The 25,156-nt window shown below is 69.2% G+C and carries 27 protein-coding genes; 15 read left to right on the forward strand and 12 right to left on the reverse strand.

The genetic code is table 11. The features are described from left to right. The first annotated feature begins 7 nt into the window (after window positions 1–7). The 3 genes from DM480_RS14760 to rsmA are packed head-to-tail and all read left to right on the forward strand — an operon-like array spanning window position 8 to window position 3,259. Window positions 8–1,372, forward strand: a complete 1,365-nt coding sequence (locus tag DM480_RS14760; RefSeq protein WP_232834032.1) for a peptidylprolyl isomerase — start codon at window positions 8–10, stop codon at window positions 1,370–1,372. Between the two features lie 37 nt (window positions 1,373–1,409). Beyond that, window positions 1,410–2,414, forward strand: coding sequence for a 4-hydroxythreonine-4-phosphate dehydrogenase PdxA (gene pdxA / locus DM480_RS14765; RefSeq protein ID WP_232834033.1), 1,005 nt, complete (start codon window positions 1,410–1,412; stop codon window positions 2,412–2,414). Between the two features lie 32 nt (window positions 2,415–2,446). Continuing rightward, window positions 2,447–3,259, forward strand: coding sequence for a 16S rRNA (adenine(1518)-N(6)/adenine(1519)-N(6))-dimethyltransferase RsmA (gene rsmA, locus DM480_RS14770; protein WP_232834034.1), 813 nt, complete (start codon window positions 2,447–2,449; stop codon window positions 3,257–3,259). Window positions 3,260–3,281: 22 nt separating this feature from the next. Here rsmA and DM480_RS14775 read toward each other — a convergent pair whose 3' ends face one another. The 3 genes from DM480_RS14775 to guaB are packed head-to-tail and all read right to left on the reverse strand — an operon-like array spanning window position 3,282 to window position 6,454. After that, on the reverse strand, window positions 3,282–3,782 hold the full coding sequence (locus tag DM480_RS14775) for a tetratricopeptide repeat protein (RefSeq protein ID WP_115381416.1): 501 nt from the start codon (window positions 3,780–3,782) through the stop codon (window positions 3,282–3,284). A 31-nt stretch (window positions 3,783–3,813) separates the two neighbouring features. Beyond that, window positions 3,814–4,986 carry an RsmB/NOP family class I SAM-dependent RNA methyltransferase gene (locus DM480_RS14780; protein WP_115380232.1) on the reverse strand — a complete coding sequence of 391 codons (1,173 nt, stop codon included), beginning with the start codon at window positions 4,984–4,986 and terminating at the stop codon, window positions 3,814–3,816. Between the two features lie 10 nt (window positions 4,987–4,996). After that, window positions 4,997–6,454 carry an IMP dehydrogenase gene (gene guaB, locus DM480_RS14785; RefSeq protein WP_115380234.1) on the reverse strand — a complete coding sequence of 486 codons (1,458 nt, stop codon included), beginning with the start codon at window positions 6,452–6,454 and terminating at the stop codon, window positions 4,997–4,999. Between the two features lie 198 nt (window positions 6,455–6,652). Here guaB and DM480_RS14790 point away from each other — a divergent pair, with 198 nt between their 5' ends. Genes DM480_RS14790 through DM480_RS14800 form a run of 3 tightly spaced genes read left to right on the forward strand, consistent with a single transcriptional unit; the run spans window position 6,653 to window position 8,553 of the window. Continuing rightward, entirely contained in the window at window positions 6,653–7,615 is a 963-nt protein-coding gene (locus DM480_RS14790; protein WP_115380236.1) for an SPFH domain-containing protein, read from the forward strand. Beyond that, entirely contained in the window at window positions 7,612–8,064 is a 453-nt protein-coding gene (locus tag DM480_RS14795) for an NfeD family protein (protein WP_115380238.1), read from the forward strand. The genes DM480_RS14790 and DM480_RS14795 overlap by 4 nt, the downstream gene beginning before the upstream one ends. Before the next feature lie 42 nt (window positions 8,065–8,106). Next, window positions 8,107–8,553, forward strand: coding sequence for an acyl-CoA thioesterase (locus DM480_RS14800; RefSeq protein ID WP_443026398.1), 447 nt, complete (start codon window positions 8,107–8,109; stop codon window positions 8,551–8,553). A 146-nt stretch (window positions 8,554–8,699) separates the two neighbouring features. Here DM480_RS14800 and DM480_RS14805 read toward each other — a convergent pair whose 3' ends face one another. Next, window positions 8,700–10,307, reverse strand: a complete 1,608-nt coding sequence (locus DM480_RS14805; RefSeq protein ID WP_115380242.1) for a phosphoenolpyruvate carboxykinase — start codon at window positions 10,305–10,307, stop codon at window positions 8,700–8,702. Between the two features lie 199 nt (window positions 10,308–10,506). On the opposite strand from DM480_RS14805, the gene DM480_RS14810 reads away from it, so the two are divergent. From DM480_RS14810 to DM480_RS14840, 7 genes are read left to right on the forward strand one after another with little or no spacing between them, the layout of a single operon-like run. After that, window positions 10,507–11,217 (forward strand): response regulator transcription factor, encoded by a 711-nt coding sequence (locus DM480_RS14810; protein WP_115380244.1) that lies wholly within the window; start codon window positions 10,507–10,509, stop codon window positions 11,215–11,217. Next, on the forward strand, window positions 11,186–12,775 hold the full coding sequence (locus DM480_RS14815; protein ID WP_115380246.1) for a sensor histidine kinase: 1,590 nt from the start codon (window positions 11,186–11,188) through the stop codon (window positions 12,773–12,775). The genes DM480_RS14810 and DM480_RS14815 overlap by 32 nt, the downstream gene beginning before the upstream one ends. A gap of 16 nt (window positions 12,776–12,791) precedes the next feature. Continuing rightward, window positions 12,792–13,226, forward strand: coding sequence for an HPr kinase/phosphorylase (locus tag DM480_RS14820; protein WP_115380248.1), 435 nt, complete (start codon window positions 12,792–12,794; stop codon window positions 13,224–13,226). Further along, on the forward strand, window positions 13,223–14,137 hold the full coding sequence (gene rapZ, locus DM480_RS14825; protein ID WP_115380250.1) for an RNase adapter RapZ: 915 nt from the start codon (window positions 13,223–13,225) through the stop codon (window positions 14,135–14,137). Before DM480_RS14820 ends, rapZ begins: the two co-directional genes overlap by 4 nt. Window positions 14,138–14,151: 14 nt before the next feature. Beyond that, window positions 14,152–14,559 carry a PTS sugar transporter subunit IIA gene (locus tag DM480_RS14830; RefSeq protein ID WP_115380252.1) on the forward strand — a complete coding sequence of 136 codons (408 nt, stop codon included), beginning with the start codon at window positions 14,152–14,154 and terminating at the stop codon, window positions 14,557–14,559. Next, a complete protein-coding gene (locus DM480_RS14835) occupies window positions 14,556–14,828 on the forward strand; it encodes an HPr family phosphocarrier protein (protein WP_115380254.1) in 273 nt (90 codons plus the stop codon). The genes DM480_RS14830 and DM480_RS14835 overlap by 4 nt, the downstream gene beginning before the upstream one ends. 39 nt (window positions 14,829–14,867) lie before the next feature. Then, a complete protein-coding gene (locus DM480_RS14840) occupies window positions 14,868–15,668 on the forward strand; it encodes a TrmH family RNA methyltransferase (RefSeq protein ID WP_115380256.1) in 801 nt (266 codons plus the stop codon). Window positions 15,669–15,675: 7 nt separating this feature from the next. On the opposite strand, the gene DM480_RS14845 is transcribed toward DM480_RS14840, so the two are convergent. The 4 genes from DM480_RS14845 to recR form a co-directional block, all read right to left on the reverse strand. Further along, complete coding sequence (locus DM480_RS14845) at window positions 15,676–15,900, reverse strand: hypothetical protein (protein WP_232834035.1); 225 nt, start codon at window positions 15,898–15,900, stop codon at window positions 15,676–15,678. A gap of 109 nt (window positions 15,901–16,009) precedes the next feature. Further along, entirely contained in the window at window positions 16,010–17,440 is a 1,431-nt protein-coding gene (gene rmuC, locus DM480_RS14850; RefSeq protein ID WP_198665854.1) for a DNA recombination protein RmuC, read from the reverse strand. A 141-nt stretch (window positions 17,441–17,581) separates the two neighbouring features. Beyond that, on the reverse strand, window positions 17,582–18,106 hold the full coding sequence (gene def, locus DM480_RS14855) for a peptide deformylase (protein ID WP_115380260.1): 525 nt from the start codon (window positions 18,104–18,106) through the stop codon (window positions 17,582–17,584). Window positions 18,107–18,166: 60 nt separating this feature from the next. Then, on the reverse strand, window positions 18,167–18,763 hold the full coding sequence (recR, locus tag DM480_RS14860) for a recombination mediator RecR (protein WP_115380262.1): 597 nt from the start codon (window positions 18,761–18,763) through the stop codon (window positions 18,167–18,169). A 56-nt stretch (window positions 18,764–18,819) separates the two neighbouring features. Between recR and fmt the strand changes: the two genes are divergently transcribed. Next, window positions 18,820–19,731, forward strand: a complete 912-nt coding sequence (fmt, locus tag DM480_RS14865; protein WP_115380264.1) for a methionyl-tRNA formyltransferase — start codon at window positions 18,820–18,822, stop codon at window positions 19,729–19,731. Then, window positions 19,728–20,468: a tRNA pseudouridine(38-40) synthase TruA gene (truA, locus tag DM480_RS14870; protein WP_115380266.1), complete on the forward strand. Its 741-nt coding sequence runs from the start codon at window positions 19,728–19,730 to the stop codon at window positions 20,466–20,468. The genes fmt and truA overlap by 4 nt, the downstream gene beginning before the upstream one ends. On the opposite strand, the gene DM480_RS14875 is transcribed toward truA, so the two are convergent. From DM480_RS14875 to ilvD, 4 genes are read right to left on the reverse strand one after another with little or no spacing between them, the layout of a single operon-like run. After that, complete coding sequence (locus DM480_RS14875; RefSeq protein ID WP_115381420.1) at window positions 20,459–21,604, reverse strand: class I SAM-dependent RNA methyltransferase; 1,146 nt, start codon at window positions 21,602–21,604, stop codon at window positions 20,459–20,461. The two genes, truA and DM480_RS14875, sit on opposite strands and share 10 nt — an antisense overlap. A gap of 56 nt (window positions 21,605–21,660) precedes the next feature. Beyond that, the gene (locus DM480_RS14880) at window positions 21,661–23,049 is read right to left on the reverse strand and encodes an NAD(P)H-hydrate dehydratase (protein WP_115380268.1); all 1,389 of its coding nucleotides are present in this window, start codon (window positions 23,047–23,049) and stop codon (window positions 21,661–21,663) included. Then, entirely contained in the window at window positions 23,046–23,453 is a 408-nt protein-coding gene (locus DM480_RS14885; RefSeq protein WP_232834036.1) for a hypothetical protein, read from the reverse strand. Before DM480_RS14885 ends, DM480_RS14880 begins: the two co-directional genes overlap by 4 nt. Then, on the reverse strand, window positions 23,434–25,152 hold the full coding sequence (gene ilvD, locus DM480_RS14890) for a dihydroxy-acid dehydratase (RefSeq protein WP_115380270.1): 1,719 nt from the start codon (window positions 25,150–25,152) through the stop codon (window positions 23,434–23,436). Before ilvD ends, DM480_RS14885 begins: the two co-directional genes overlap by 20 nt. Window positions 25,153–25,156: the final 4 nt, after the last annotated feature.

Consider the following 25,156-nt stretch of genomic DNA (forward strand, 5'->3'; position numbering starts at 1 on the left):
GGAACACGTGACGCATCGAATTCGACCGGCGGCCCGGCTGGGCCGGATCATGGGCTGGGTGGCGCTGACGGCGATGACCGGCAGTGCGGTGGCGCAGACCGTGCAGGACCAGAGAACGCCCGACACCGCGCTCGACATCCCGGCCAACCTGCAGATTTTCGGCAAGCTCGACCCCAACGTCCGTAAGCCGACCGCGATCGTCAACGATTACGTCATCACGGGGACGGACGTCGACCAGCGTCTGGCACTGACGCTGCTGACCAACGGCGCGGCCAAGCCGCCGCCCGAACAGCTCGACCAGATCAAATTGCAGATCCTGCGCCAGCTGATCGACGAGACGCTGGAAATCCAGGAAGCCAAGTCCGCCGACATCACTGTGACGGCGGCAGAGATCGATCAGAGCATCGCCGGCGTCGCCAAGCGCGCGGGCAAGACGCCGGAGCAGTTCCGCGTCGAACTGCGCAAGGCGGGATCGTCCGAACGCTCGCTGCGCCGCGCGATCGAGGGCGAGCTGGCCTGGAGCCGCTACCTGCGCCGCAAGGTCGAACCGTTCGTCAACGTCGGTGACGAAGAGGTGAAGGCGATCATCGACCGGCTTCAAGCCGCCAAGGGCGCGGAGGAATATCACCTCCAGGAAATCTATCTGAGCGCCAACGACGCCAATCGCGAACAGATTGCGGCGAACGCGCGCCAGATCATCGGCGAATTGCAGAAGGGGCAGCAGCCCTTCGAATTCTACGCGAAAAGCTATTCCGAAGCCTCGACCAAGGCGGTCGGCGGCGATCTCGGCTGGCTGCGTCTCGCGACGCTGCCGCAGCCGCTGGCCGAGGCCGCGCAACAGATGCAGGTCGGGCAGGTCGCGGGCCCGATCGCGACGCCCGGCGGCTTCTCGATCCTCTACCTGATCGACAAGCGCACCGTCGGCGCGGCCGACCCGCGCGATGCGCGGCTCAGCCTGAAGCAGCTGACGATCCACTTCCCCGCCAACACGACGATGGCGCAGGCGCAGGCGCGCGCCGGTACATTCGCAGAGGCGCTGAAGAAAATCCAGGGCTGCGGCAGCGTCGAGAAGATCGCCGCGAGCGTCGGCGCCGAAGTCGTCGACAATGATTCGGTGCCGGTGCGCAGCGTCCCCGATCCGCGGCTCCAGCAGATCCTGCTCGGGCTTCAGGTCGGCCAGGCGACACCGCCGTTCGGATCGCCGCAGGACGGCGTGCGCTCGCTGGTGCTGTGCGGCCGCGACGATCCGCAGCAGAACAACCTGCCGAGCGCGAACCAGATCCAGGGCCAGTTGGAGCAGCAACGCGTCAACCTGCGCGCGCAGAGCAAGTTGCGCGACCTGCGCCGCGACGCGGTCATCGAGTATCGCTGACATGGACGCCCGGTCGACGACGGGAGGGGGCACCGGAGTGGACAGAGCGCAGGCCCCGCTCGCGGTGTCGCTGGGCGATCCCGCCGGTGTCGGGCCGGAGATCATCGGCAAGAGCTGGGCGGTGCGCGGCGTGCGTCGCCTGCCCTCGTTCATGGCGGTGGGCGATCGTCGCGCGATCGCGCAGGTGTGGGACGGGCCGATCGCGACCGTCGCCGACGCCGACGAGGCGATGGCGGTGTTCGACCGCGCGCTGCCGGTCCTCCCCGCGCGGGACGCCGGCGACATCGTACCCGGCGCGCCCGACATCGATGGCGCGCACGCGGCGTTCGATGCGCTGGAGCTGGCGACGCGGTTGGTGCGCGAGGGCGCGGCGCGTGCGCTCGTCACGGGTCCGGTGTCCAAGGCGCAATTGTACGGCATCGGCTTCAACCATCCCGGCCAGACCGAATTCGTCGCCGATCGCTGCGGCGTGGCGGAGGAGGATGCGGTGATGATGCTGGCTGGGCCGTCGCTGCGCGTCGTTCCGGTCACCACGCACGTGCCGATCGCCGAGGTCGCGCGGCTGCTCACGATCGACCTGATCGTGTCGCGCGCACGTGTCACCGCACACGACCTGCGCGACGGTTTCGGGGTGAAGGGGCCCCGCCTCGCCTTTGCGGGGCTCAACCCGCACGCCGGCGAAAGCGGCGCGATCGGCCGCGAGGAGATCGAGGTGATCGCCCCCGCCATCGCGCAATTACGCAGCGAGGGCATCGACGCGACCGGGCCGTTCGCGGCTGACACCCTGTTTCACGCCCGCGCGCGCGCTGCCTATGACGTGGTGATCTGCGCCTATCACGACCAGGCTTTGGTGCCGATCAAGACGCTGCATTTCGACGAGGGCGTCAACGTCACGCTCGGCCTGCCGATCGTGCGGACATCGCCCGACCACGGCACGGCGTTCGGTCTTGCGGGGCGCGACACCGCACATCCCGGCGCGATGATCGCGGCCATCGCGATGGCCGGGCAGATCGCCGAGCGCCGCTTCCCGGCAGTCGCGTGAGCCTCGACCCCGTCGGAGGTCCCCTCCCCCCCTTGCGCGAGGTCATCGCCAGATACGGATTGTCGGCGAGCAAGGCGCTGGGCCAGAATTTCCTGTTCGACGGCCAGCTGCTCGCGCGCATCGCGGCGGTGCCCGGCAATCTCGACGGCGCGGAGGTGCTGGAGGTCGGGCCGGGTCCGGGCGGCCTGACGCGTGCGCTGCTGCTCTCGGGCGCGCACGTCACCGCGATCGAGCGCGACCGGCGCTGCATTCCGGCGCTGGAGGAACTCGGCGCGGCATTTCCGGGGCGGTTGCGCCTGATCGAGGGCGATGCACTGGCGATCGATGCGCCCGCACTGTTCACCGGTCGGCCGCATATCGTGTCGAACCTGCCCTATAATGTCGGGACCGCGCTGCTCGTCGGCTGGCTGACCGGCGCATGGCAGCCGTGGTGGCAGTCGCTGACGCTGATGTTCCAGAAGGAAGTGGCGGAGCGGATCGTCGCGGCGCCGGGCAGCGACGCCTACGGCCGGCTCGCCGTGCTCGCGCAATGGCGCAGCGCCGCGCGGATCGCGATGCCGGTCCACCGGTCCGCCTTCACGCCGCCGCCCAAGGTGATGTCGGCGGTCGTCCACATCACCCCTGCGGAGCCGCCGGTGGGCGTCGATGTCGCGGTGCTGGAAAAGGTGACGGGCGCGGCGTTCGGCCAGCGTCGCAAGATGCTGCGGCAGAGCCTGAAGGGCGTACCGGGCGCGCTGGCGGCGGCAGAGGCGGTCGACATCGACGTGTCGCGCCGTGCCGAGACGCTGACCGTGGCCGAATTCGTCGCCATCGGGCGCGCGATCGACGCGCGGGGCGCAGCGTAACCGCGGCTTCCGCCCGGCGCGGTCAGTCCTTCGCGGCGACCGGCTTCGCGTCGGTCTGCGCGGTGGTGACCGGCGGACCCTTGGCGATCGCGGAAGCAAGCTGTGTCGCCTCCGGGCAGGCGCCCTTGCACAGCGTGCGGATCTTGGCGAGATTCGCTTTCGCGAGCGACACCGCGCCCTTTGCCACCAGCGCCTGCCCCTCGCCCTGCAGGGCGGCGACATCGTTGGGTTCGAGCGACAGCGCCTCGCGGTACAGGCGGATCGCCTTGCCGGGCAGCCCGCGCGCATCGGACGTCTCCGCGAGCACGACATAGGCCTGCCGGTTCCGCGGATCGACCGCGAGCGCGGTTTCGAGCAGGTCGGTGGCGGCGTCGAGGTTGCCCGCGGCCTTTGCCGCCTTGCCCTCGCTGAGCAATTGCAGCGAGCGGGCGTCGATCTGGTCGTCGGGGCGCTGGCCGTGCAGCGAGGTCGACACGCACACCAGGGTCAGCGTGGCGGCGATGGCGACGGAGGTCACGCGCATGAAGGTCTCCACAGGGGGCACGCCCCCGAAGCTAGCAAAGCCGGATCAGCCGCGCGACAAAAAAGCCGTCGGTGCCGTCGTGCGCGGGATCGAGCCGCAGCCCCTGCCCCCGCGGTTGCCCAGCGGGCAGCGAAAGCGGCTCGGCGCGCCAATCGGGGAAATGCTGAAGGAACGCCTCGACCTGCGCCGCGCCCTCCGCGTCGAGCAGTGAGCAGACGATATAGACGAGCGCGCCGCCGGGCCTGACCAGCGGCGCGGCAAGGCCCATGACGTGGCGCTGCTGCTGCACGAAGCGGTCGAGCCGCTGCGGTGTCAGCCGCCAGCGCGCCTCCGGGTTGCGCCGCCACGTGCCCGTGCCGGAACAGGGCGCATCGACCAGCACCGTGTCCGCGCTGCCTTCCCACGCCGACAGCACCGCCGCCTCGCGGCCGGCATCGAGCAGGACGGGCTGTGCGATCGTCACGCCGGCCTTTTCCGCGCGCGGCGCGAGCCGCGACAGGCGCGCGCGGTCGACGTCGGTCGCGATCAGTTCGCCGCGATTGTCCATCGCCGCCGCGAGCGCCAGCGTCTTGCCGCCGCCGCCTGCGCACAGGTCGACGATCCGCTGGCCAGGCATCGCCCGTGCGGCGAGGCTGACTATCTGGCTGCCCGCATCCTGCACCTCGACGGCGCCGGCGAGCGGTTCGACGTTGGTCCCCGCGGACAGGCGCAAGGCGTCGGGAAGGCCCGGAATCGCCTCGCCCCCCGTCTGCGCGGCAATCTCCGCGACATCCGCCTTCAGACGATTGACGCGCACGTCGAGCGGCGCGCGCCCGACCAGCGCCGCCTGATCGGACGCTGTCACGCCGGACACCGCCAGCGCCGCGCCTAGCCACGCGGGCATCGCACCCGCCGCCGCGACGGGCTCGCCCGGATCGATCACCGCGGGCCCACGATCGGAGCCGTCGAAGGTCGCGGCGATCGCATCGTCGTCCGCGGCAAGCCCGATCAGCGCGGCGCGGCCGCTGGCGGGAATTTCGCCCGCGCGGCGGATCGCGGCATAGACGAGCTCGCGCACCGCACGCCGATCCTTCGATCCGGCATAGCGCCGCGTCGCGAAATAGCGCGCGACGATCGTATCGGCCGCCGCGCCGCCACCCCGCGCGGCATCGATCACGGCATCGAGGATGTCGATCGCCGCCTGGCTGCGGGCCGCCGGTGTCATCGTGAGCCCGTCATCGCGTCGGGTAGTTCGGCGCCTCGCGCGTGATCGTCACATCGTGGACATGGCTTTCCTTCAGCCCCGCGCCGGTGATCTGCACGAATTGCGCGCGATCCTTGAGATCGGCGATCGTCGCGGAGCCGGTATAGCCCATCGCCGCCTTGATGCCGCCGACCAGCTGGTGGATGACGTCGCGCGCCGGGCCCTTGTAGGCGACCTGGCCCTCGATGCCTTCGGGCACCAGCTTCATCTGATCCTTGATGTCGCCCTGGAAATACCGATCCGCCGACCCGCGGCCCATCGCCCCGACCGATCCCATGCCGCGATAGGATTTGTACGCGCGGCCCTGGTACAGGAACGTCTCGCCCGGCGCTTCCTCGGTGCCGGCGAGCAGTGAGCCGACCATGCAGGTCGATGCGCCTGCCGCCAGCGCCTTGGCGAGGTCGCCCGACGTGCGCAGGCCGCCGTCCGCGATCACCGGGACGCCCGACTTCGCCGCCTCTTCCGCGCAATCCATCACCGCGGTCAGCTGCGGCACGCCGACGCCCGCGACGACGCGCGTCGTACAGATAGAGCCCGGACCGATGCCGACCTTGATTCCGTCCGCGCCCGCATCGACCAGCGCACGCGTCGCGGCGGCGGTGGCGACGTTGCCGGCGACGACCTGCACCGAATTGCTCAGCTTCTTCACGCGCTCCACCGCGCGCGCGACGTCGCGATTGTGACCATGCGCGGTGTCGATGACGATCAGGTCGCATTCGGCGTCGACCAAAGCCTCGGTCCGCTCGAACCCCTTGTCGCCGACCGTCGTCGCCGCGGCGACGCGCAGGCGACCGGCGGCATCTTTGGTCGCGTCGGGATAGGTGACCGCCTTCTCGATGTCCTTGACGGTGATGAGGCCGACGCAACGATACGCCGCATCGACGACCAGCAGCTTCTCGATGCGCCGCTGGTGCAGCAGGCGGCGCGCCTCTTCCTGCCCGACGTCGGTCGATACGGTGGCAAGATTGTCGTGGGTCATCAGTTCGGCGACGGGCTGCTTCGGGTTGCCGGCGAAGCGGACGTCGCGATTGGTGAGGATGCCGACGAGCTTGCCGTCCGCCTCGACCACGGGAATGCCGCTGATCCGGTGGTTGGCCATCAGCGCCTGCGCCTCGGCGAGCGTCGCGGTCGGCGCGATCGTGATCGGGTTGACGACCATGCCCGATTCGAAGCGCTTGACCTGGCGTACGGCGGCGACCTGTTCCTCGATCGTCAGATTGCGGTGGAGCACGCCGATCCCGCCGAGCTGCGCCATGACGATCGCCATGTCGGCCTCCGTCACGGTATCCATCGCAGACGAGATGACGGGAATGTTGAGCGCGATGCCGCGCGTCACCTGGGTCCGCGTGTCCGCGCTGCTCGGCAGGATGTCGGACTCCTGCGGCACGAGCAGGACGTCGTCGAAGGTGAGGCCGAGCCGGATATCCAAGGTGCCGTTCCTCGCAGGGCAATGGGGAAGTGGCGGGCCATGTAACCGCGGATCGCGCGTTTAGCTAGTGGGGGACGCTGCGCTGCGACATGGCGCGTCGGACGCGGATGCGACGGGCCCTTACGGGGCGCGGCCAAGCGATGCTATAGCGGGATCGGGCAACGACACGGGATCGTCGGCGTGCCCGGGAGGGCCGACATGGGGATTACCATCGCAGCATTCGCTCTGGTGTTGGTGCTGTTCTACCTGATGACCAGCGTCAAGATCGTGCGGCAGGGGTATCAATATACGATCGAGCATTTCGGGCGTTACACGACGACCGCGGCGCCGGGCTTCAATTTCTACCCCGCCTTCTTCTATCGCGTCGGCCGCAAGGTGAACATGATGGAACAGGTGATCGACATTCCGGGGCAGGAGATCATCACCAAGGACAATGCGATCATATCGACCGACGGCGTCGTCTTCTTTCAGGTGCTCGACGCGGCGAAGGCGGCGTACGAAGTGTCGGACCTCTACGTCGCGCTGCTCCAGCTGACGACGACCAACCTGCGCACCGTCATGGGATCGATGGACCTCGACGAGACGCTGTCGAAGCGCGACGAGATCAACGCGCGACTGTTGTCGGTGGTCGATCATGCGACGGTGCCGTGGGGCGTCAAGATCACGCGCGTCGAGATCAAGGACATCCGTCCGCCCGCCGACATCGTGTCCGCGATGGGCCGCCAGATGAAGGCGGAACGCGAGAAGCGCGCCAACATCCTGGAGGCGGAGGGTACGCGCGCCAGCGAGATCCTGCGCGCCGAGGGGCAGAAGCAGGCGCGCATCCTGGAAGCCGAAGGCCGCCGCGAATCGGCCTATCGCGATGCGGAGGCGCGCGAGCGGGCGGCGGAAGCCGAAGCCAAGGCGACACAGGTCGTCTCCGACGCGATCGCGACCGGCGGCACGCAGGCGATCAACTATTTCGTCGCGCAGAAATACGTCGAGGCGGTGGGCAAGTTCGCGACCAGCCCCAATGCCAAGACGATCCTGTTCCCGGTCGAGGCGACCAACCTGATCGGCACGCTGGGCGGCATCGGCGAGCTCGCCAAGGAGGCGCTTGGCAAGAGCGCGCCCTCGCCCGCCGAACCGAAGCGCGGGCCGTTCGAGCTGCCCAAGCCGTGAGTCTCGACGAGGTCGGCGGCGCGGCGGGCGCGTGGCTGATCGCGGCGCTGGCGCTGGGGATCGCCGAACTGATGATCCCCGGCATCTTCGCGGTCTTTCTCGCGGTGGCGGCGGGCATCGTCGGATTGACGCTGCTGGCGCTGCCCGGCCTGCCGGTCGAGGCGCAGGTCGGCGCATTCGCGGCGTGGAGCATCGTGTCGGTGCTGATCGGCCGGCGCTGGTATCGCGATTATCCAGTCGAGACGAGTGACCCGCAGCTCAATGACCGCAGCGCGCGGATGATCGGGCAGGTGGTCGTCGTGGAAACGGCGATCCGCGCGGATGGCGGCCGGATCAAGGTCGGCGATGGCAGCTGGCCCGCGCGGGGCACCCCTGCCGAGCCGGGTGCACGCGTGCGTATCGCGGCGATCCGCGACGGCATCGCGATCGTCGAGCCAGCGGACGACTGACGCGCGCCTCGGTCCGGCGCATTCCGTCGGATTGTCGCTGTAATGCCATCGTTGCGATGCTATATTCACGGCGTGAGCGACAGCATCCCCTTCGACGTGCCGATCGGCGTAGACCCCGCGGACATCGACTTCATGGGTCACGTCAACAACGCCAGCTACCTGAAATGGGTGCAAGAGGCGGTGGTCAGCCACTGGCAGAAGCTTGCGCCCGCGGATGCGGTGGCGTCACACCTGTGGGTCGCGCTGAAGCACGAGATCACCTATCGCAAGCCGACCTTCCTCGGCGACGACGTCATCGCGACGGTGCTGCTGGAAAAGGTGCAGGGCGCGCGCGCCTTCTACGACACGGTGATCCGCCGCGGCGAGGAGGTGCTGGCGGAAGTCAAGTCGAGCTGGTGCTGCCTCGACGCGGAAACGCTGCGCCCCGCGCGGCTGGCGCGCGAGGTGATCGACCAGTTCTTCCAGCGGCCCGACGCGGCGAAGGCCTGATCGCTTGGGGAGCAAAATCAGCTGGGACTGTCGCTAGCTGCGAGCCGGATGGGTCGCCGTCATTGCGAGCGTAGCGAAGCAATGACGGGCTGGTATTTCGCGAGGCGTCACCCTGACCTCATGGCCCGGGTGACGCCCCGCGCGATTCACGCAGCCTCCGTGCTCCGCGGTGCGGCCTGGCGGACGCCGTCGTCGACGTGGTCGGCGAATTGCGCGAAATTCTCCACGAACAGGTCGACCAGCTTCGCCGCTGCGGCGTCATAGGCTGCCTTGTCCGCCCAGGTCGCGCGCGGATCGAGGATCGCAGGATCGACGCCCGGCACCGCCACCGGCACCTTGAAGCCGAAATTGGGATCGGTGCGGAATTCGGCATCTTTCAGCGATCCGTCGAGCGCCGCATTGAGCAGCGCGCGCGTCGCCTTGATCGGCATGCGATGGCCGACGCCGTACTTGCCGCCGGTCCAGCCGGTGTTGACCAGCCAGCAGTCTACGCCGCCCTTGGCGATCCGCTCCTTGAGGAGGTTGCCGTAGACCGACGGGTGCCGCGGCATGAACGGCGCGCCGAAGCAGGTGGAGAAGGTTGCATCCGGTTCGGTCACGCCGATCTCGGTGCCCGCGACGCGCGCGGTATATCCCGACAGGAAATGGTACATCGCCTGGTCGGGGGTCAGCTTCGCGATCGGGGGCAGGATGCCATAGGCGTCCGCGGTCAGCATCACGATATTGCGCGGCACGCCGCCCATATTCTCATCCGACGCATTCGGGATGAAATCGATCGGATAGGCGCCGCGGCTGTTCTCCGCGAGGCTGTTGTCGTCGAGGTCGAGCTGGCGCGTGACGGGGTCCATCACGACGTTCTCAAGCACGGTGCCGAACCGCTTCGTCGTCGCGAAAATCTCCGGCTCCGCTTCCGGCGACAGGCGGATCATCTTGGCGTAGCAGCCGCCCTCGAAATTGAAGACCGCGGTGTCGGACCAGCCGTGTTCGTCGTCGCCGATCAGCGTGCGCTGCGGGTCCGCCGACAGCGTCGTCTTGCCGGTTCCCGACAGGCCGAAGAACACCGCGGTCGACCCGTCCGCGCCCATGTTCGCGGAGCAATGCATCGGCATCACCCCCGTCGTCGGCAGCAGATAGTTGAGGATGCCGAACACCGACTTCTTCATCTCGCCGGCATAACGCGTGCCGCCGATCAGGATCAGCTTCTCGGTGAAATTGACGGCGATCACCGTCTCGCTGCGGCAGCCGTGACGCGCAGGATCGGCGCGGAAGCTGGGCAGGTCGATGATCGTATATTCGGGGTCGAAACCCTTGAGCTCATGCTCCTCCGGCCGGACGAGCATCGTGCGGATGAACAGATTGTGCCAGGCTAGCTCGTTGATGACGCGCACGCGGACGCGATGCTCGGGCTGCGATCCGCCGTACAGGTCCTGCACGAACAGGTCTTCCTTGTCGCGCAGCGCGGCCAGGAAATCGGCCTTGAGCGTAGCGAACGATTCGGGCGTCATCGCGCGGTTGGTCTTGCCCCACCATACGGTCGCGTCGGTCTCGGCGTCGCGGACGATGAACTTGTCCTGCGCGCTGCGACCGGTGTGTGCGCCGGTCTCGACCACCAGCGGGCCGTCGGCGCTGAGCTTGCCTTCATTGCGGGCGACGGCGGCTTCGACCAGTCGCGCGGTCACCATGTTCCAATGGAGATCGGCGCGCGTCTCGATATCCTGACGGTCGAGACCCGCGTGCGGAATACGCTCGTTCACGGACACAATCCTCCCACTTCGAAATCGCCTGCGCGCGCGTCCTGGGGAGGGAAAGTACGCGTGCCGGCCTGTGCATCCCGCTTAAGCGGCAAAAGCGACAGCGTCAAACCCACGCATTCCGTAACGTCGCGTGCGAACCGGTTGAGCCGGTCCCCGCTTTGCCCTACCGCCAGCGGATGCTCAGGAGGCCCCTTCCCGCATGACCGCGACGATCGCGCTGGTCGACGACGACCGCAACATCCTGACCTCCGTCTCGATCGCGCTGCAGGCCGAGGGGTTCCTGACGCGCGTCTACAGCGACGGCGAGACCGCGCTGAAGGCGCTGAGCGACAATCCGCCCGACCTTGCGATCTTCGACATCAAGATGCCGCGGATGGACGGGCTGGAGCTGCTGCGCCGGCTCCGCGAGAAGAGCCGCATTCCCGTCATCTTCCTGACCAGCAAGGACGACGAGCTGGACGAGGCGCTGGGCCTGGCGATGGGGGCGGACGATTATATCGCCAAGCCGTTCAGCCAGCGCCTGCTGATCGCGCGCATCCGCGCAATCCTGCGCCGGACCGATGCCACCGTGCCGCAGGGCCATGCGGAGGACGCCGGCGAGCCCGTCGTGCCGATCGAGCGCGGCCGGCTGAGCATGGACCCGGCGCGCCACCGCACGACCTGGGCCGGCGAGGTGGTGACACTGACCGTCACCGAATTCCTGATCCTGGAGACGCTGGCGCAGCGACCCGGCATCGTGAAGACGCGCAACCAGTTGATGGACGCCGCCTATCACGACGACATCTACGTCGACGATCGCACGATCGACAGCCACATCAAGCGCCTGCGCCGCAAGTTCCGCCAGGTCGACCCCGACTTCGACGCGATCGAGACGCTCTATGGCGCCGGATACCGATTCTCCGAGGAGTGACGGCAGCGAGGGGCGCGACCTCGCGCTCCGCTGGTCCGGCCACATCTCGCTCACGCGGCGTATCCTCGCCGTCAACATCCTTGCGCTGCTGCTACTCGCCGGCGGCTTCTTCTATCTCGATTCCTATCGCAGCCGGATCGTCGATGGCCGCATCGCGCAGGCGAGCCGCGAATCGGAGCTGATCGCCGAATCGCTGGCGATGGTCGAACCCGCGCAGCGCGACGCGCTGATCGAACGGCTCGCCCGCGACACCGGCGCGCGCGTGCGCGTGTTCGACCCGGACGGGGCGACGATCGCGGACAGCCGCGACCTCGGCGTCCGCAACTTCCAGCTGCGCGATCCCGACAAACAGGCATGGAACCAGACGGTGGCGCGCTTCCTCGACGCCGTCATTGACACGGTCGTCGGCGCCGCGCGCGCGCCGCTGTACCGGGAACGGACCGACGGGCGGCAATGGCCCGACGTCGCGGCGACCGCACGCAACGTCGTGTCGACCAGCGTCTGGCGCGCCCCCGATCGCACGCCCGTCATCACATCCGCCGCGCCGTTGCCGAAGGGCCGCGCGGTGATGACCACGGTCAACGCCCGCGACATCACGCAGACGGTGCGGATCGAGCGGTTTCGCCTGAGCCTGGTGCTCGCCGGGGTGACGCTGATCTCGATCCTCTTGTCGCTGTTCCTCGCCCGCACGATCGTACGCCCGCTGCGCCGGCTGGCGCGCGCGGCGGTGCGCGTCCGGCTGGGCCGCGCGCGCGAGGTCGTGGTGCCCCGCCTGCCCTCGCGCCGCGACGAGATCGGCAGCCTGGCGCGCGCGCTGTCGGATATGAGCCTGGCGCTGCGCGATCGGATCGATGCGACCGAGGCGTTCGCCGCCGACGTGACGCACGAACTCAAGAATCCGCTCGCCTCGCTCCGCTCCGCGGTCGAGGGGCTGGGGCATGTCAAGGACCCCGCCCTGCAGGAGCGGCTGCTCGATATCGTGCGGGACGACGTCCATCGCCTCGACCGCCTGATCACCGATATCTCGGAAGCCTCGCGCCTCGACGCGCAGCTCAGCCGCGCGAAGTTCGAGCCGGTCGATATCGCAGCGATGATCGCCGGCCTCGTCGGACAGCGCCAGACGCGCGGCGTCGAGCGCGGCATCCGCCTGGTCTTCGATCGCGGCGACGGACCGCTGGTCGCGATCGGCGAAGGCGCGCGGCTGGAGCGCGTGTTCGACAACCTCATCGAAAACGCCTTGTCCTTTTCCCCCGACGGCGGCCTCGTCGCGATCTGGGCGGGGCGGCAGGAGGATATGCTGGTCGTGCGGGTCGAGGACGAAGGCCCGGGCGTGCCCGAGGAGGCGCGTGAGGCGATCTTCCGCCGGTTCCAGTCGATCCGCCCGTCGAGCGAGGCGTTCGGCCAGCATTCGGGGCTGGGCCTTGCCATTGCGCGCACCATCGTCGAGGCGCATCAGGGTGCGATCACCGTCGAATCGCGCGAGGATCGGCTAACGGGCGCGCGCTTCGTCGTTCGCTTGCCCGGCGGCGACGGTCAGGGAAGAGCGGACATATCGTGAGCCCGAGCGAAAGACCATGACCATCCTGTCGTCGGAAACCCTGCACGCGACCGCGATCGCCATCGACGGGCAGGCCGTGCTGCTGGAAGGCGCGTCGGGCGTCGGCAAGTCCGACCTCGCGCTGCGCCTGATCGACCGGGGGGCGACGCTGATCAGCGACGATTATACGTTGCTGGTCCGCAGCGCGGGCAGCCTCGTCGCACGCGCGCCCGACACGATCCGCGGGCGGATCGAGGTACGCGGGCTGGGTATCCTCACCCTGCCGGTCGTGCAGGATGTACCCGTGCACCTGATCGTGCGGCTGGGCGAGGCGCCCGTGCGCCTGCCCGACCGGCGGATCCGGCGCATCTGCGGCATCGCGGTGCGGGAGGTGGTGTTGGATGCGATGCACATATCCGCGCCGCTCAAGGTCGAATGGGCCCTCCGCCAGCCGGAGGCGACGCCCGCATGAGCCGGCGCAAGGACATATTGCTCGTCACCGGCATGTCGGGCGCGGGCAAGTCGACCGTGCTCAAGACGCTCGAGGACATCGGCTGGGAAGTCGTCGACAATCTGCCGCTCGTGCTGCTCGACCGGCTGCTCGATGCGCCGCTGACCGAGGGGATCGGCGATGCGCACGGGCCGCTGGCGATCGGCATCGGTACGCGGACGCGCGATTTCGATCCGGCGCGGATCGTCGAGCGTATCCGGCGGCTGCGCGACGAACACGGTCTCGACATCGGCATGCTGTTCCTCGACTGCGCCGGCGCGGAGCTGGAGCGACGCTATTCCGAGACGCGGCGGCGCCATCCGCTCGCGCCGGACCGCCCGGCGAGCGACGGCATCGGGCGCGAGCGCGAATTGCTCGCCCCCTTGCGCGACTGGGCGAACCGACTGATCGACACGACCCGCCTGTCCGCGCATGCGCTCGCGCAGCAGATCCGCGAAACCTTCTCGCGCGCCGGTGCGGACGAGCCGGTGCTGTCGATCGTCTCGTTCGGGTTCGCGCGCGGCCTGCCGCGCAATGCGGACCTGGTGTTCGACATGCGCTTCCTGCGCAATCCGCACTGGGTGCCCGCGCTGCGGCCCGGAACTGGGCTCGATGCGGATGTCGCCGCTTATGTCGCGGACGATCCCGCCTATCCGGAGGCGATCGACCGGATCGAGGGGCTGCTCGCGCTGCTGCTGCCGCGATACCGCGCCGAGGGCAAAGCCTATGTCACGGTCGCGATCGGGTGCACCGGCGGGCGCCACCGATCCGTCCATGTCGCCGAGACGCTCGGCAGCCGGTTGCGCGCGGATGGTTTTTCGCCCACCATCACGCATCGCGACCTGCAGGCCGCGCCGCAGGACTCGCTCGAAGGGCCACCGGCCAAAGCATGAGTAACACGTCTGAGATGATTGGCCTTGTACTGGTGACGCACGGGCGGCTCGCCGAGGAGTTTGTCGTCGCGATGGTCCATGTCGTCGGCCCGCAGGAGCGGATCGCGACGATCTCCATCGGTCCCGACGACGATATGGAAACGCGCCGCGCCGACATCGCCGCCGCGATCGCCCAGGTGGATGCGGGCCGCGGCGTCATCGTGCTGACCGATCTGTTCGGCGGGACGCCGTCCAACCTCGCCATCTCGCTGATGGAGCGCGGGCGGGTTGAGGTGATTGCGGGCATGAACCTGCCGATGCTCATCCGGCTGGGGTCGGCGCGCAAGGCGATGAAGGTCGTCGATGCGGTCGCCGCCGCGCGCGAGGCCGGCCGCAAGTATATCTCGGTCGCCTCCGAGGTGCTGGGCGAGGCCGCGGCATGAGCGGGATCGAGCGCACCGTCCTCATCACCAACAAGCGCGGGTTGCACGCGCGTGCCAGCGCCAAGTTCGTGACGCTTGCCTCGTCCCAGCCGTGCGAGGTGCAGGTGCGCAAGGACGAGGGCGCGGTGACGGGCACGTCGATCATGGGCCTGATGATGCTCGGCGCGGCCAAGGGCGATTCGATCACGATCAGCGCGTCGGGCGACGGCGCCGACGCGGCGGTCGCGGCGCTGTGCGACCTCGTCGAGGCGAAGTTCGGCGAAGATTGAGCTTGCGGACCTGCCCGCCGATGCGGGAGGGACGTCGTCATGCCGCGAGAGATCACCGCCTTTTCCAATCCGCTCGTCAAGCGTGTCCGCGACCTGCGCGACAAACGTCATCGCCGTGCGGCACGCCAGTTCCTCGCCGAGGGCCTGCGCATCCTGACCGAGGCGCGCGAGGCGGGGCGCCTACCGCGGCTGCTGTTCTACGCGGGGCAGAGCGCAGGGCATCCGCTCGTCCACGACCTGTCGATCGAGGTCGAGGCCGCGGGCGGCGAATCGATCCAGACGACGCCCGACATCCTGTCGAAACTGTCGGGCAAGGATAACCCGCAGGCCGTCGTCGGGGTGTTCGACGAATTCGACGTCGGCCTCGCCGACCTGGACCGTACCGCCTCGGGAATCTGGCTGGTCGCCGAGCGGCTGCGCGATCCGGGCAATCTGGGCACGATCCTGCGCACCGGCGACGCCGTCGGTGCGGGCGGGCTGATCCTGATCGGCGAGTGCGTCGATCCCTTCTCGGTCGAGGCCGTCCGCGCCAGCATGGGCGCACTGTTCACCATGCCCGTGGTGCGCAGCGACTGGGCGCCGTTCCTCGCCTGGCTGCGAGAGGGGCCGGGCCAGCTCGTCGGGCTCAGCCTGGATACGGAGCACGACTATCGCGCCGCGCGCTACGACGCGCCGACGTTCCTGCTGACCGGCAACGAGGCGCAGGGTATGCCCGCCGATTATGCCGCGGCGTGCGACCTGCTCGTCAAGATACCGATGCTGGGCAAAGCAGACAGTCTGAATGCCGCGGTGGCGACCGCGGTGATGGCCTATGAGGTGCTGGCGCAGCAGCGGGGCTGATCGCGGATCAGGCGGGTCCCGCTACCAATACGCGCCCGCCATCCTGCCATATGCGCCCGGCGATCAGGCCCGACACCTCCGCCTCCGCGCCCTGTTCGACGCGCAGGTCGCCGGCGACCATGGCCGAAATCCTGACGCGACAGCCGCGGCGGACGACGACATCGCCCATCACGCGACCCCCCAGTTCGCCATCGTGGTCCATGACCAGCGTCGCTCGATACTGCTCGCTCACGCCCATCTCCCAACCCGTCAGCATGACTGACAGGTTTCTCGAAACGCGGTGCCGGCCGCCGATATCCCACCGTGTTGGAGTCTTTCGCGCTGAGCGAAATCAGGGCGCGCTAGGCGGCCTCCTCCGGTGCGGTGGTGAGCTTGGTCAACGGTCGTGCGGTCTGTTCGCCGACGGGCAATGCGTCGATCGCCTTGCCGCCGGTATCGATATTGAGCGATTCGAACCGCTTCGCACTGGTCAAAACCTGGCTTTCGAGGCTGCCGACGAAGGCGTTGTAGGCGCCCATCGCCGTATCGAGATTCTTGCCGAGCCGCGCGACATGGCCGCCCATGACCGCGAGCCGCTGATAGAGTTCCTTGCCCAGCGTGCCGATCTCGCGTGCCTCGCGCGCCAGCTTCTCCTGCCGCCAGACCGCGGAAACCGTGCGCGCGATGGCGACGAGGTTGGTCGGCGTCGCGAGCAGCACGCGCTTGTCGAAGGCGAACTGCCACAGATCATGATCGTGTTCGAGCGCCGCGGACAGGAAGTGTTCGCCGGGGATGAACATGATGACGTAATCGGGCGTATCGTCGAACTGCGCCCAATAGGCCTTGCCCGCCAACCCGACGATATGCGCGCGGATCGACGCGGCGTGCGCGGTGAGGGCCGTGAGCCGCTCCGTATCGTCCACCGCCCCGAACGCATCCTGATAGGCATTGAGCGAGACCTTGGCGTCGATGATCAACGACTTGCCGCCGGGAATGTGCACGATCGCATCCGGCCGTAGACGTCCACCCTCGCCATCCGCGACGCTGACCTCCATGCGAAAGTCGGTGTGTTCGGAAAGGCCGCAGCTTTCCAGAACGTTGCGCAATTGCTGCTCGCCCCACCGCCCCCGCGCCTTGGGCGCATTGCGCAGCGCATTGACCAGTTTCGCGGCTTCGCCGGACACACGCTCCTGCCCCAAGCGCATCTGCTCGATCTGCCCCTTGAGATCGCCGAACGCGTCGCGCCGCTCCGCCTCGACCTTGGCGACGCCTTCCTCATAGCGTTGCAGGCGCTCGTTGACCGGTTGCAGTAGCGCCTTGAGATTCTGCCCAGCGGATTCCTCCGACTGGCGGAACCGCGCCTCGGCGCGTTCGAGGAAGGCCTTCTGCGCATCAGACAGCAGGCGGTTGGCGACCTCGCCGAACTGAGCGGAGAGGACGTCCTTCGCCTCGCGCAGTTCGACCAGCCGCGCCTCGAACGCCTCGCCCTGCGCGCGCAGCGTCGCAATCTCGGCGCGCGCGGCATCGCGATCGGCGCGCACGGTCGAAAGCTCGCCATGCAATCGTTCCGCGAGCCCCGCCCGCTCCTCGTTCTGCGCACGCAGCGACGCCGCCTCGCGCATCGCCTCGTTCCGCTCCCGCTCGACCGCGTCGCGCGCCTGGCGGACGAGATCGGCATCCGCGGCGCGCGCCTGCGCCACCGCCAGATCGGCCGCCAGCCCGCCCGCGCGCCGGCTGGCCAGCAGCCAGCCGATCAACACGCCCGCAGCCAGCGCAAGCACCGCAACGATCATTATTTGCTCCACGCACCGCTCCCGAAGTTCGCAAAAGTCGCACAGATCGCATGCCTCGCCCCCATCGAAGCGGGCTGCGGCGGATCAGCAATATCGGAACATAGAACGAACATTAGGCGCAGGCCAACCAAATTCGGTCGGTCAGCCCGCCTTGCGCGTCTTGTTGAGCTTCTTGATCAGCATGTCGCGCTTCAGGCGGCTGATGTGGTCGATGAACAGCACGCCGTTCAGATGGTCGATCTCATGCTGCATGCACGTCGCGAGCAGGCCGTCGAGTTCCTCGTCGTGCGCAGCGCCGGTTTCGTCCTGCCACGTCACGCGGCAGCGCGCGGGGCGCTTCACCTCGGCATATTGCTCCGGGATCGACAGGCAGCCCTCGTTGTAGGACGACAGTTCGTCCGAGACGGAGACGATCTCGGGGTTGATATAGGCGTGGGGCTTGCGGATCGGCTTGCCCTCCTCGTCCTCTTCGTCCTGAAGATCGATGACGAGGATGCGGCTGTCGACACCGACCTGGATCGCGGCGAGCCCGATGCCGTGCGCATCGTACATCGTGTCGAGCATGTCCGCGACGAGCGCGCGCGTTTCGTCTGTGATCGCCGCAACGGGCTTGGAGACAAGGCGAAGACGCGGGTCGGGGATTTCGACGATGGGAAGTACGGCCATGCCTGGTCAGCTATGGCGCGGGTGGCGGGGCGTCAAGCCGCCGCCCTCCTCGGGCGGCCATCAGGCGACGGGACGACGCGCGCGAAGCGCCTGCGCCAGCGTGCCTTCGTCGAGATAATCGAGCTCGCCGCCGACGGGCAGGCCATGGGCGAGCTGCGTCACGCGGACCGGGAAGCGCTCGATCCGGTCGGCGAGGTAATGCGCGGTCGTCTGCCCCTCCAGCGTCGCGTTCATCGCCAGCACGACCTCGTCGATCCCGCCCGCCTCGATCCGGCGGACGAGCGCGTCGATCGCCAGATCCTCGGGCCGCACCCCCTCCAGCGCCGACAGGCGGCCGCCGAGCACGTGGAAGCGACCGGGGAAGAGACGCGAGCGTTCCAGCGCCCACAGGTCCGCCACCTCTTCTACCACGCACAGCGCCCGCGCGTCGCGGCGCGGGTCGGTGCAGATCGCGCAAGGGTTGGCGGTGTCGACATTGCCGCACACGCCGCACGTCTCCAGCCGTTCGTCGACCGCCTCCAGCGCGGCACGCAGCGGCCCGAGCGCGGCCTCGCGCTTCTTCAGCAGGTGCAGGACGGCGCGCCGGGCCGACCGGGGGCCAAGGCCGGGCAGACGCGCCAGCGCCTGGGTGAGCGCTTCGATTTCGGGGGACGCCATAGCATCCGACAGATAGGGGGTTGCGCCGCCCGCCGCCAGCGCGTTGAAGGCCGGGCATGCGGATCATCTTCATGGGAACCCCGGACTTCGCGGTGCCGACGCTGGACGCGTTGGTGGCGGCGGGGCATGACGTCGTCGCGGCGTACAGCCAGCCGCCGCGGCCGGGCGGGCGGCGCGGGCGCGAGCTGGTGCCCTCCCCCGTGCAGCGGCGCGCGGAGGCGCTGGGCATCCCCGTGCGCACGCCCGTATCGCTCAAAGGCGCCGACGAACACGCCGCCTTTGCCGCGCTGTCGCCCGACGTCGCGGTCGTCGCCGCCTACGGTTTGATCCTGCCGAAGCCGGTGCTGGCCGCGCCGCTTCACGGCTGCCTCAACGTCCACGGATCGCTGTTGCCGCGCTGGCGCGGCGCGGCGCCGGTGCAGCGCGCGATCCTGGCGGGGGATGCGGAGACGGGGGTCGGCATCATGCAGATGGAGGCCGGGCTCGATACCGGGCCGGTGCGGCTGGAAGGGCGTGTGCCGATCGCCCGCAAGACGACGGGCGAATTGACCGCGGAACTCGCCGCGCTCGGCGCGCGCCTGATGATCGATGTGCTCGCCGATCTCGAGGGTCATCCGCCCGTGCCGCAGCCGGAGGACGGCATCACCTACGCCGCCAAGATCGACAAGGCCGAGGCGCGGATCGATTTCACGCAGAGCGCGATCGCGGTCGAGCGGCTGGTCCGCGCGATGAACCCGGCGCCGGGCGCGTGGTTCGACCTGAAGGGCGAGCGCGTCAAGCTGCTCGCCTGCGACGCGCTGCCCTTCACCTTTCCCGGCGGGGCGGGCGAAACGGTGGACGACCGGCTGACGATCGCGTGCGGCGACGGCGCGATCCGCCCGACGTTGGTGCAGCGCGCCGGGCGCAGCGTGACGAGCGCGGTAGAGCTTCTGCGGGGCTTTCCCGTCCCCTCGGGCACCGCGCTTTGACGCGGTTCGCGCTGAGCGTGGAGTTCGACGGCCGCCCCTTCATGGGGTGGCAGCGCCAGCCGCACGGACCGAGCGTGCAGGGCGCGATCGAGGCGGCAGTGCTGGCGGTGACGGGCGAGGCGGCGACGCTGCACTGCGCGGGGCGCACCGATGCCGGAGTCCACGGCCTCGCGATGCGCGCGCACCTGGACATCCGCAAGGCGATGACGCCGTTCCGCCTGATAGAGGCGCTCAACGCGCGGCTGCGGCCCGCGCCCGTCGCGATCCTGGGCTGTGAGATAGTGCCGGACGACTGGCATGCGCGCTTTTCCTGTATCGGGCGCGCGTATGAATATCGCATCCACAACCGCCGCGCGCCGCTGACGTTCGAAAAAGGGCTGGCGTGGCAGGTGCCGCAACCGCTCGACGCGGCGGCGATGCACGACGGGGCGCAGCGCCTGGTCGGGCGGCATGACTTCACGACATTCCGCTCTGCGCAGTGCCAGGCGGACAATCCGGTTCGGACGCTCGACCGGCTGGACGTTGTGCGCAACGGCGAGCGGATCACGGTGTTCGCCGAGGCGCGCGCGTTTCTCCATCATCAGGTCCGCTCGATGGTCGGCTGCCTGGCGATGGTGGGGATGGGACGATGGAGCGCGGACGATCTCGCCGACGCGCTGGCGGCACGGGACCGGGCGCGGCTCGGCCTCAACGCACCGCCCGACGGGCTGTTCTTCGTGCGCGCCGTCTATCCCTGAGGTACGAAGCGGGCGGCAAGCTCGACATGGGTCGACCAGCGGAACTGGCCGACGGGTTGCACCCAATCCAGCCGCCAGCCGGCTTCGCACAAGATCTTCGCATCACGCGCGAAGCTGCTGGGATTGCAAGAAACGTAGCCGATAACCTTGGTCTGGCATGCGGCGAGCGCGTCAACCTGTTCGCGCGCGCCGCTGCGGGGCGGATCGAGGATGACGGCATCGAACCGGTCGAGCTCGGCGACGGTCAGCGGGCGCCGGTACAGATCGCGATGTTCGGCGAATACGGGTTTCTGCGCCAGCGCCGCACCCGCCTTCAACGCCATGATCGCGTCGCGCGCGCCCTCGGCGGCATAGACCCGGCCCGGCATCGCCAGCGCGAAGGTGCCAAGGCCGCTGAACAGGTCGGCGATCGTGCCCGCGCCCGCCACCGCCTCGCGCATCGCCGCGACCAACGCCGCCTCGCCCTCCCGCGTCGCCTGCAGAAAGGAAGCGGGCGGCAACGGCACGGGGACGCCGCCCAGCGTGATCGTAACGCCCTGCGGCTCCCAGCGCGTTTCCGGACCAAGGCCATCGTTCAGCGCGAAGCGGGCGACGCCATGCCCCTCGCAGAATTGCGTGATCGCCTCCGCCGCCGCCAGCCCTTCGGCCTTGATGCCGGAGACGAGGATGTCGGGACCCTGATCGGCGAGCGTCAGATGAATATCCGCGCGCCGGCGCAGCCCGAGCCGCTGGAGCAGGCGACGCAGCGGCGCGACCAGCGCGAACAGCTCCGGCACCAGCACGTGGCATTCGGCAAGATCGACGATCGCATGGCTCTTTTCGCCGGTGAAGCCGATCGTCACGCGTCCGCCCTTGCCCTCCGCGTGAAGGTTCGCGCGACGCCGGGTCCGTGGTGGCGATACGAGTGGCGGCCGCAGCGGCGCGGACAGCCCCTGGGCATCGAGCGCCGACGCGACGCGATCGGTGCAGAAGGCGGCGTAGCTGTCGTCGTCGAGATGCTGCAGCTGGCACCCGCCGCACGCCGGGAAATGGCGGCATGGCGGGGCCTGATGGTGCGGGCCGGGGATGACCCGCCCATCGTCGGCCAGCAGGTCGCCCGGCGCGGCGAAGGCGGCGTGGCGTCCGTCGGCGGTCATGCCGTCGCCGCGCGCCGCGACGCGCAGGATGGTGGAGGGGTCGTTGGTCTGGTCGGTCACGCACCCGCTCTGGCGCGCGTGAGCGCTCTTGCCAAGTCGTCCGCGATGAAGCTTCGGCCCGCGATGCGCGCCGCACGGCCATGCAGCCAAACGCCGGCGGTCGCCGCGGCGAACGCGTCGGCATCGGGATGGGCGAGTTGCGCGGCGATGGCACCCGCCAGCAAGTCACCGGTCCCCGCCGTCGACAACCACGGATTGCCCGGCGGCGTAACGACCGCTCCTGCCGCATCGGCGACGACGGTCGTCGGGCCCTTGAGCACGACGATGCAGCCCGATCGGACGGCGGCCGCGCGTGCTCGCGCGATCGTGGTCCCCGCGTCTTCGCCGAACAGCGCGCGGAACTCGCCGGCATGCGGGGTCAGGATCGTCGGCGCCGCACGCGCGCGCAACGCGTCGACGGTGACGAGGTGGAGCGCATCGCCATCGACGAGCAGCGGCCTGGGCTTCTCCAGCACAGCCGCAACCTTCGCTCGCGCACGGTCGTCGCGGCCGAGGCCGGGGCCGACGACGATCGCGCCGATCCGAGGATCGTCGAGCCGCGCGGGGTCATAGTCCCGGTGGACGATTGCGGCGGGGCCCCCCTGCCCCGTATCGCCATAATGGGCGACATAGCCCGCCCCGCTCCGCAGCGCCGCTTCGCCGGCGAGACGTGCCGCGCCGGCCATGCCGCCGGTGACGATCGCGACCATCCCGCGCGAATATTTGTGCGATTGCGGCCCCGGTTCGGGAAGCGTCGGTCGGCCGGCGACCCGGACGTCGACGCTCTGGGGTACCAGGCCAAGGTCGACCAGCCGCACAACACCGCAGCGTGCCGCCGAGGGTTGCAGCAGATGCGCGGGCTTGACCGCCCCCAGCGCCAGCGTCAGGTCGACCGATGCGTTGCACAGCCATGGCGGCACGGTGCCGACGTCGCTGTCGACCCCGGTCGGCACATCGACCGCGATCATGAAACGCGCGGCGTTGCGCATCCGCGCGAGGGCGTCGTTCCATGTCGCGGCGAGCGGACGCTCCATGCCGATCCCCAGGATCGCATCGATCACCACCCCAGCCGGCGCCGCATCCTCGATCCCCTCGACGGGGCCGCCCCAGCCGGCGCGCGCGCGCATGGCAACCTCCGTTCTCGGCTCGCCGATGGCGGCCACGCGGACGGGATGCCCCATGCGCCCAAGGATGCCGGCGGCGACATAGCCGTCGCCGCCGTTGTTGCCCGGTCCGCACAGCACCAGGATCGGGTCGCTGCCGGCAAAGCGCCGCGCCGCGATCGCCACGGCCTCGCCCGCCTGCGCCATCAGCGCATCGGCGCCGCGACCGGCGGCGAACGCGCGTGCCTCTGCCTCGCGCATCTGTGTTGCCGTGCGGACGGGTTGCCCGGCGATATCGATCATCGCGCGGCGCGGATCGTCGCGGGCAGGCGGTAACGATCGCCGCCGATCGCCACTTCGATGCCCCCGTCGACGATGCGAACCGTGGCGGGTTCGGCGCCATCCGCCGCGACGACGCCGCGACCGTCGCGCGTCACGAGCAGGCGGTGGAAACCGCCGTCGTCGTCGTGGCGAACCGTCAGCGTCAATCCGCCCCGCGTTTGGGTCCGTTCGATCGTGCAGCCGCGCGCCATGGGCGCATCGCGCCGGGCGCACAGGATACGTCCCTCATCGTCAGCCGCCTTGCGCTGCTCCGTCTCGACCTTGCCGAGCGCCTGCGCATTCGCGGTTCGGTCCGACGGGCCGGAACAGGCGGCGACCAGCAGCAGGGCGCCGCCTGCGATCGCGTCAGATATCCGCGTAGACATGCGTTTCGGCGCGCGCTCCCGGGTGGGTAACGGCGCCCTGGTAGGCAGGGCCGACGTTCTGGGCATAGCGCCACAATGCGCCCGCGCCGTAATCGTTCACCCACGCCGTCCACGCCGCACGCCGCGCATCGAGCACGGCGGCGTCGACGAGCAGGTCGATCGTTCCTGTCTCCGCATCGATGCGGATCGTATCGCCGTTCTCGACCAGCGCGATCGGGCCGCCCTCCGCGGCTTCCGGCCCGACATGGCCGATGCAGAAGCCGCGCGTGCCGCCCGAAAAGCGCCCGTCGGTGATCAGCGCCACCTTCTCGCCCATGCCAAGGCCATAAAGCGCAGCGGTGGTCGACAGCATCTCGCGCATACCGGGACCACCCTTTGGCCCTTCGTAGCGGATAACGATGACTTCGCCCTCCCGGATCGCACGCGCTTCGACGGCGGCGAACGCATCCTCCTCGCGGTCGAAGCACCGCGCGGGCCCTTCGAACTGAAGGCGATGCATACCCGCGACCTTCACGATCGCGCCGTTGGGCGCCAGACTGCCGCGCAAGCCCACGACGCCTCCCGTTGGCGTGATCGGCGTCTTGACGTCGTAAATCACCTTCTGGTCGGGATTCCACGTCACCTGGTCGATGTTCTCGCCCAACGTCCGGCCCGTCACGGTCATGCAATTGCCGTCGAGCAAGCCGCCGGCCAGCATCGTCTTCATCAACATGTAGACGCCGCCCGCCTCGTACATATCCTTTGCGACGTACCTGCCACCGGGTTTGAGATCGGCGATATACGGCGTTGATTTGAAAGCGTCCGCGACGTCGAACAGGTCGAAGTCGATGCCCGCCTCGTTCGCCATGGCGGGCAGGTGCAGCGCCGCGTTGGTCGACCCGCCCGTCGCCGCAACGACGCGCGCCGCGTTGACGAACGCCGCGCGCGTGCAGATGTCGCGCGGGCGCAACTGGCGCTCGACGAGTTCCATCACCTGTGCGCCTGCCGCGATCGCGATCTGCTCCCGGCTGGTGTAGGGCGCGGGCACCATGTTGCTGTTGGGGAGGCTGAGGCCGATCGCCTCGCCGACGCAGGCCATCGTATTGGCGGTGAACTGACCGCCGCACGCGCCGTGGCCAGGGCATGCGACCTTCTCCAGCTCGTGCACCTCAGACAGCGGGCACGCGCCGGCGGCATGTTTGCCGACCACCTCGAACACGTCGACGACGGTGACGTCGCGGTCGTGGAAACGGCCGGGCAGGATCGATCCGCCATAGACGAAGATCGACGGGATATTGAGCCGCAGCATCGCCATCATCATGCCGGGCAGCGACTTGTCGCATCCCGCAAAGCCGACGAGCGCGTCGTAGCAATGGCCGCGCACCGACAATTCCACCGAATCGGCGATCACCTCGCGGCTGACCAGTGAGGCCTTCATGCCCTGATGCCCCATCGCGATCCCGTCGGTGACGGTGATCGTGTTGAAGCGGCGCGGCATGCCGCCGCCCTGCACCACGCCCTGCTGCGCGGCATCCGCCTGCGCGTCGAGCGTGGTGTTGCAGGGCGCCGAATTGTTGCCGGCGCTCGCCAGCGCGACGAAGGGCTTGGCGATGTCCTCTTCGGCGATGCCCATGGCGTAATAGTAGGAGCGGTGCGGCGCGCGTTCCGGACCGACGGAGACATGGCGGCTGGGCAGGCGGGATTTGTCGAACGTGGTCATGGCG

The organism is Sphingomonas sp. FARSPH (genome assembly GCF_003355005.1).
Classification (GTDB): domain Bacteria; phylum Pseudomonadota; class Alphaproteobacteria; order Sphingomonadales; family Sphingomonadaceae; genus Sphingomonas.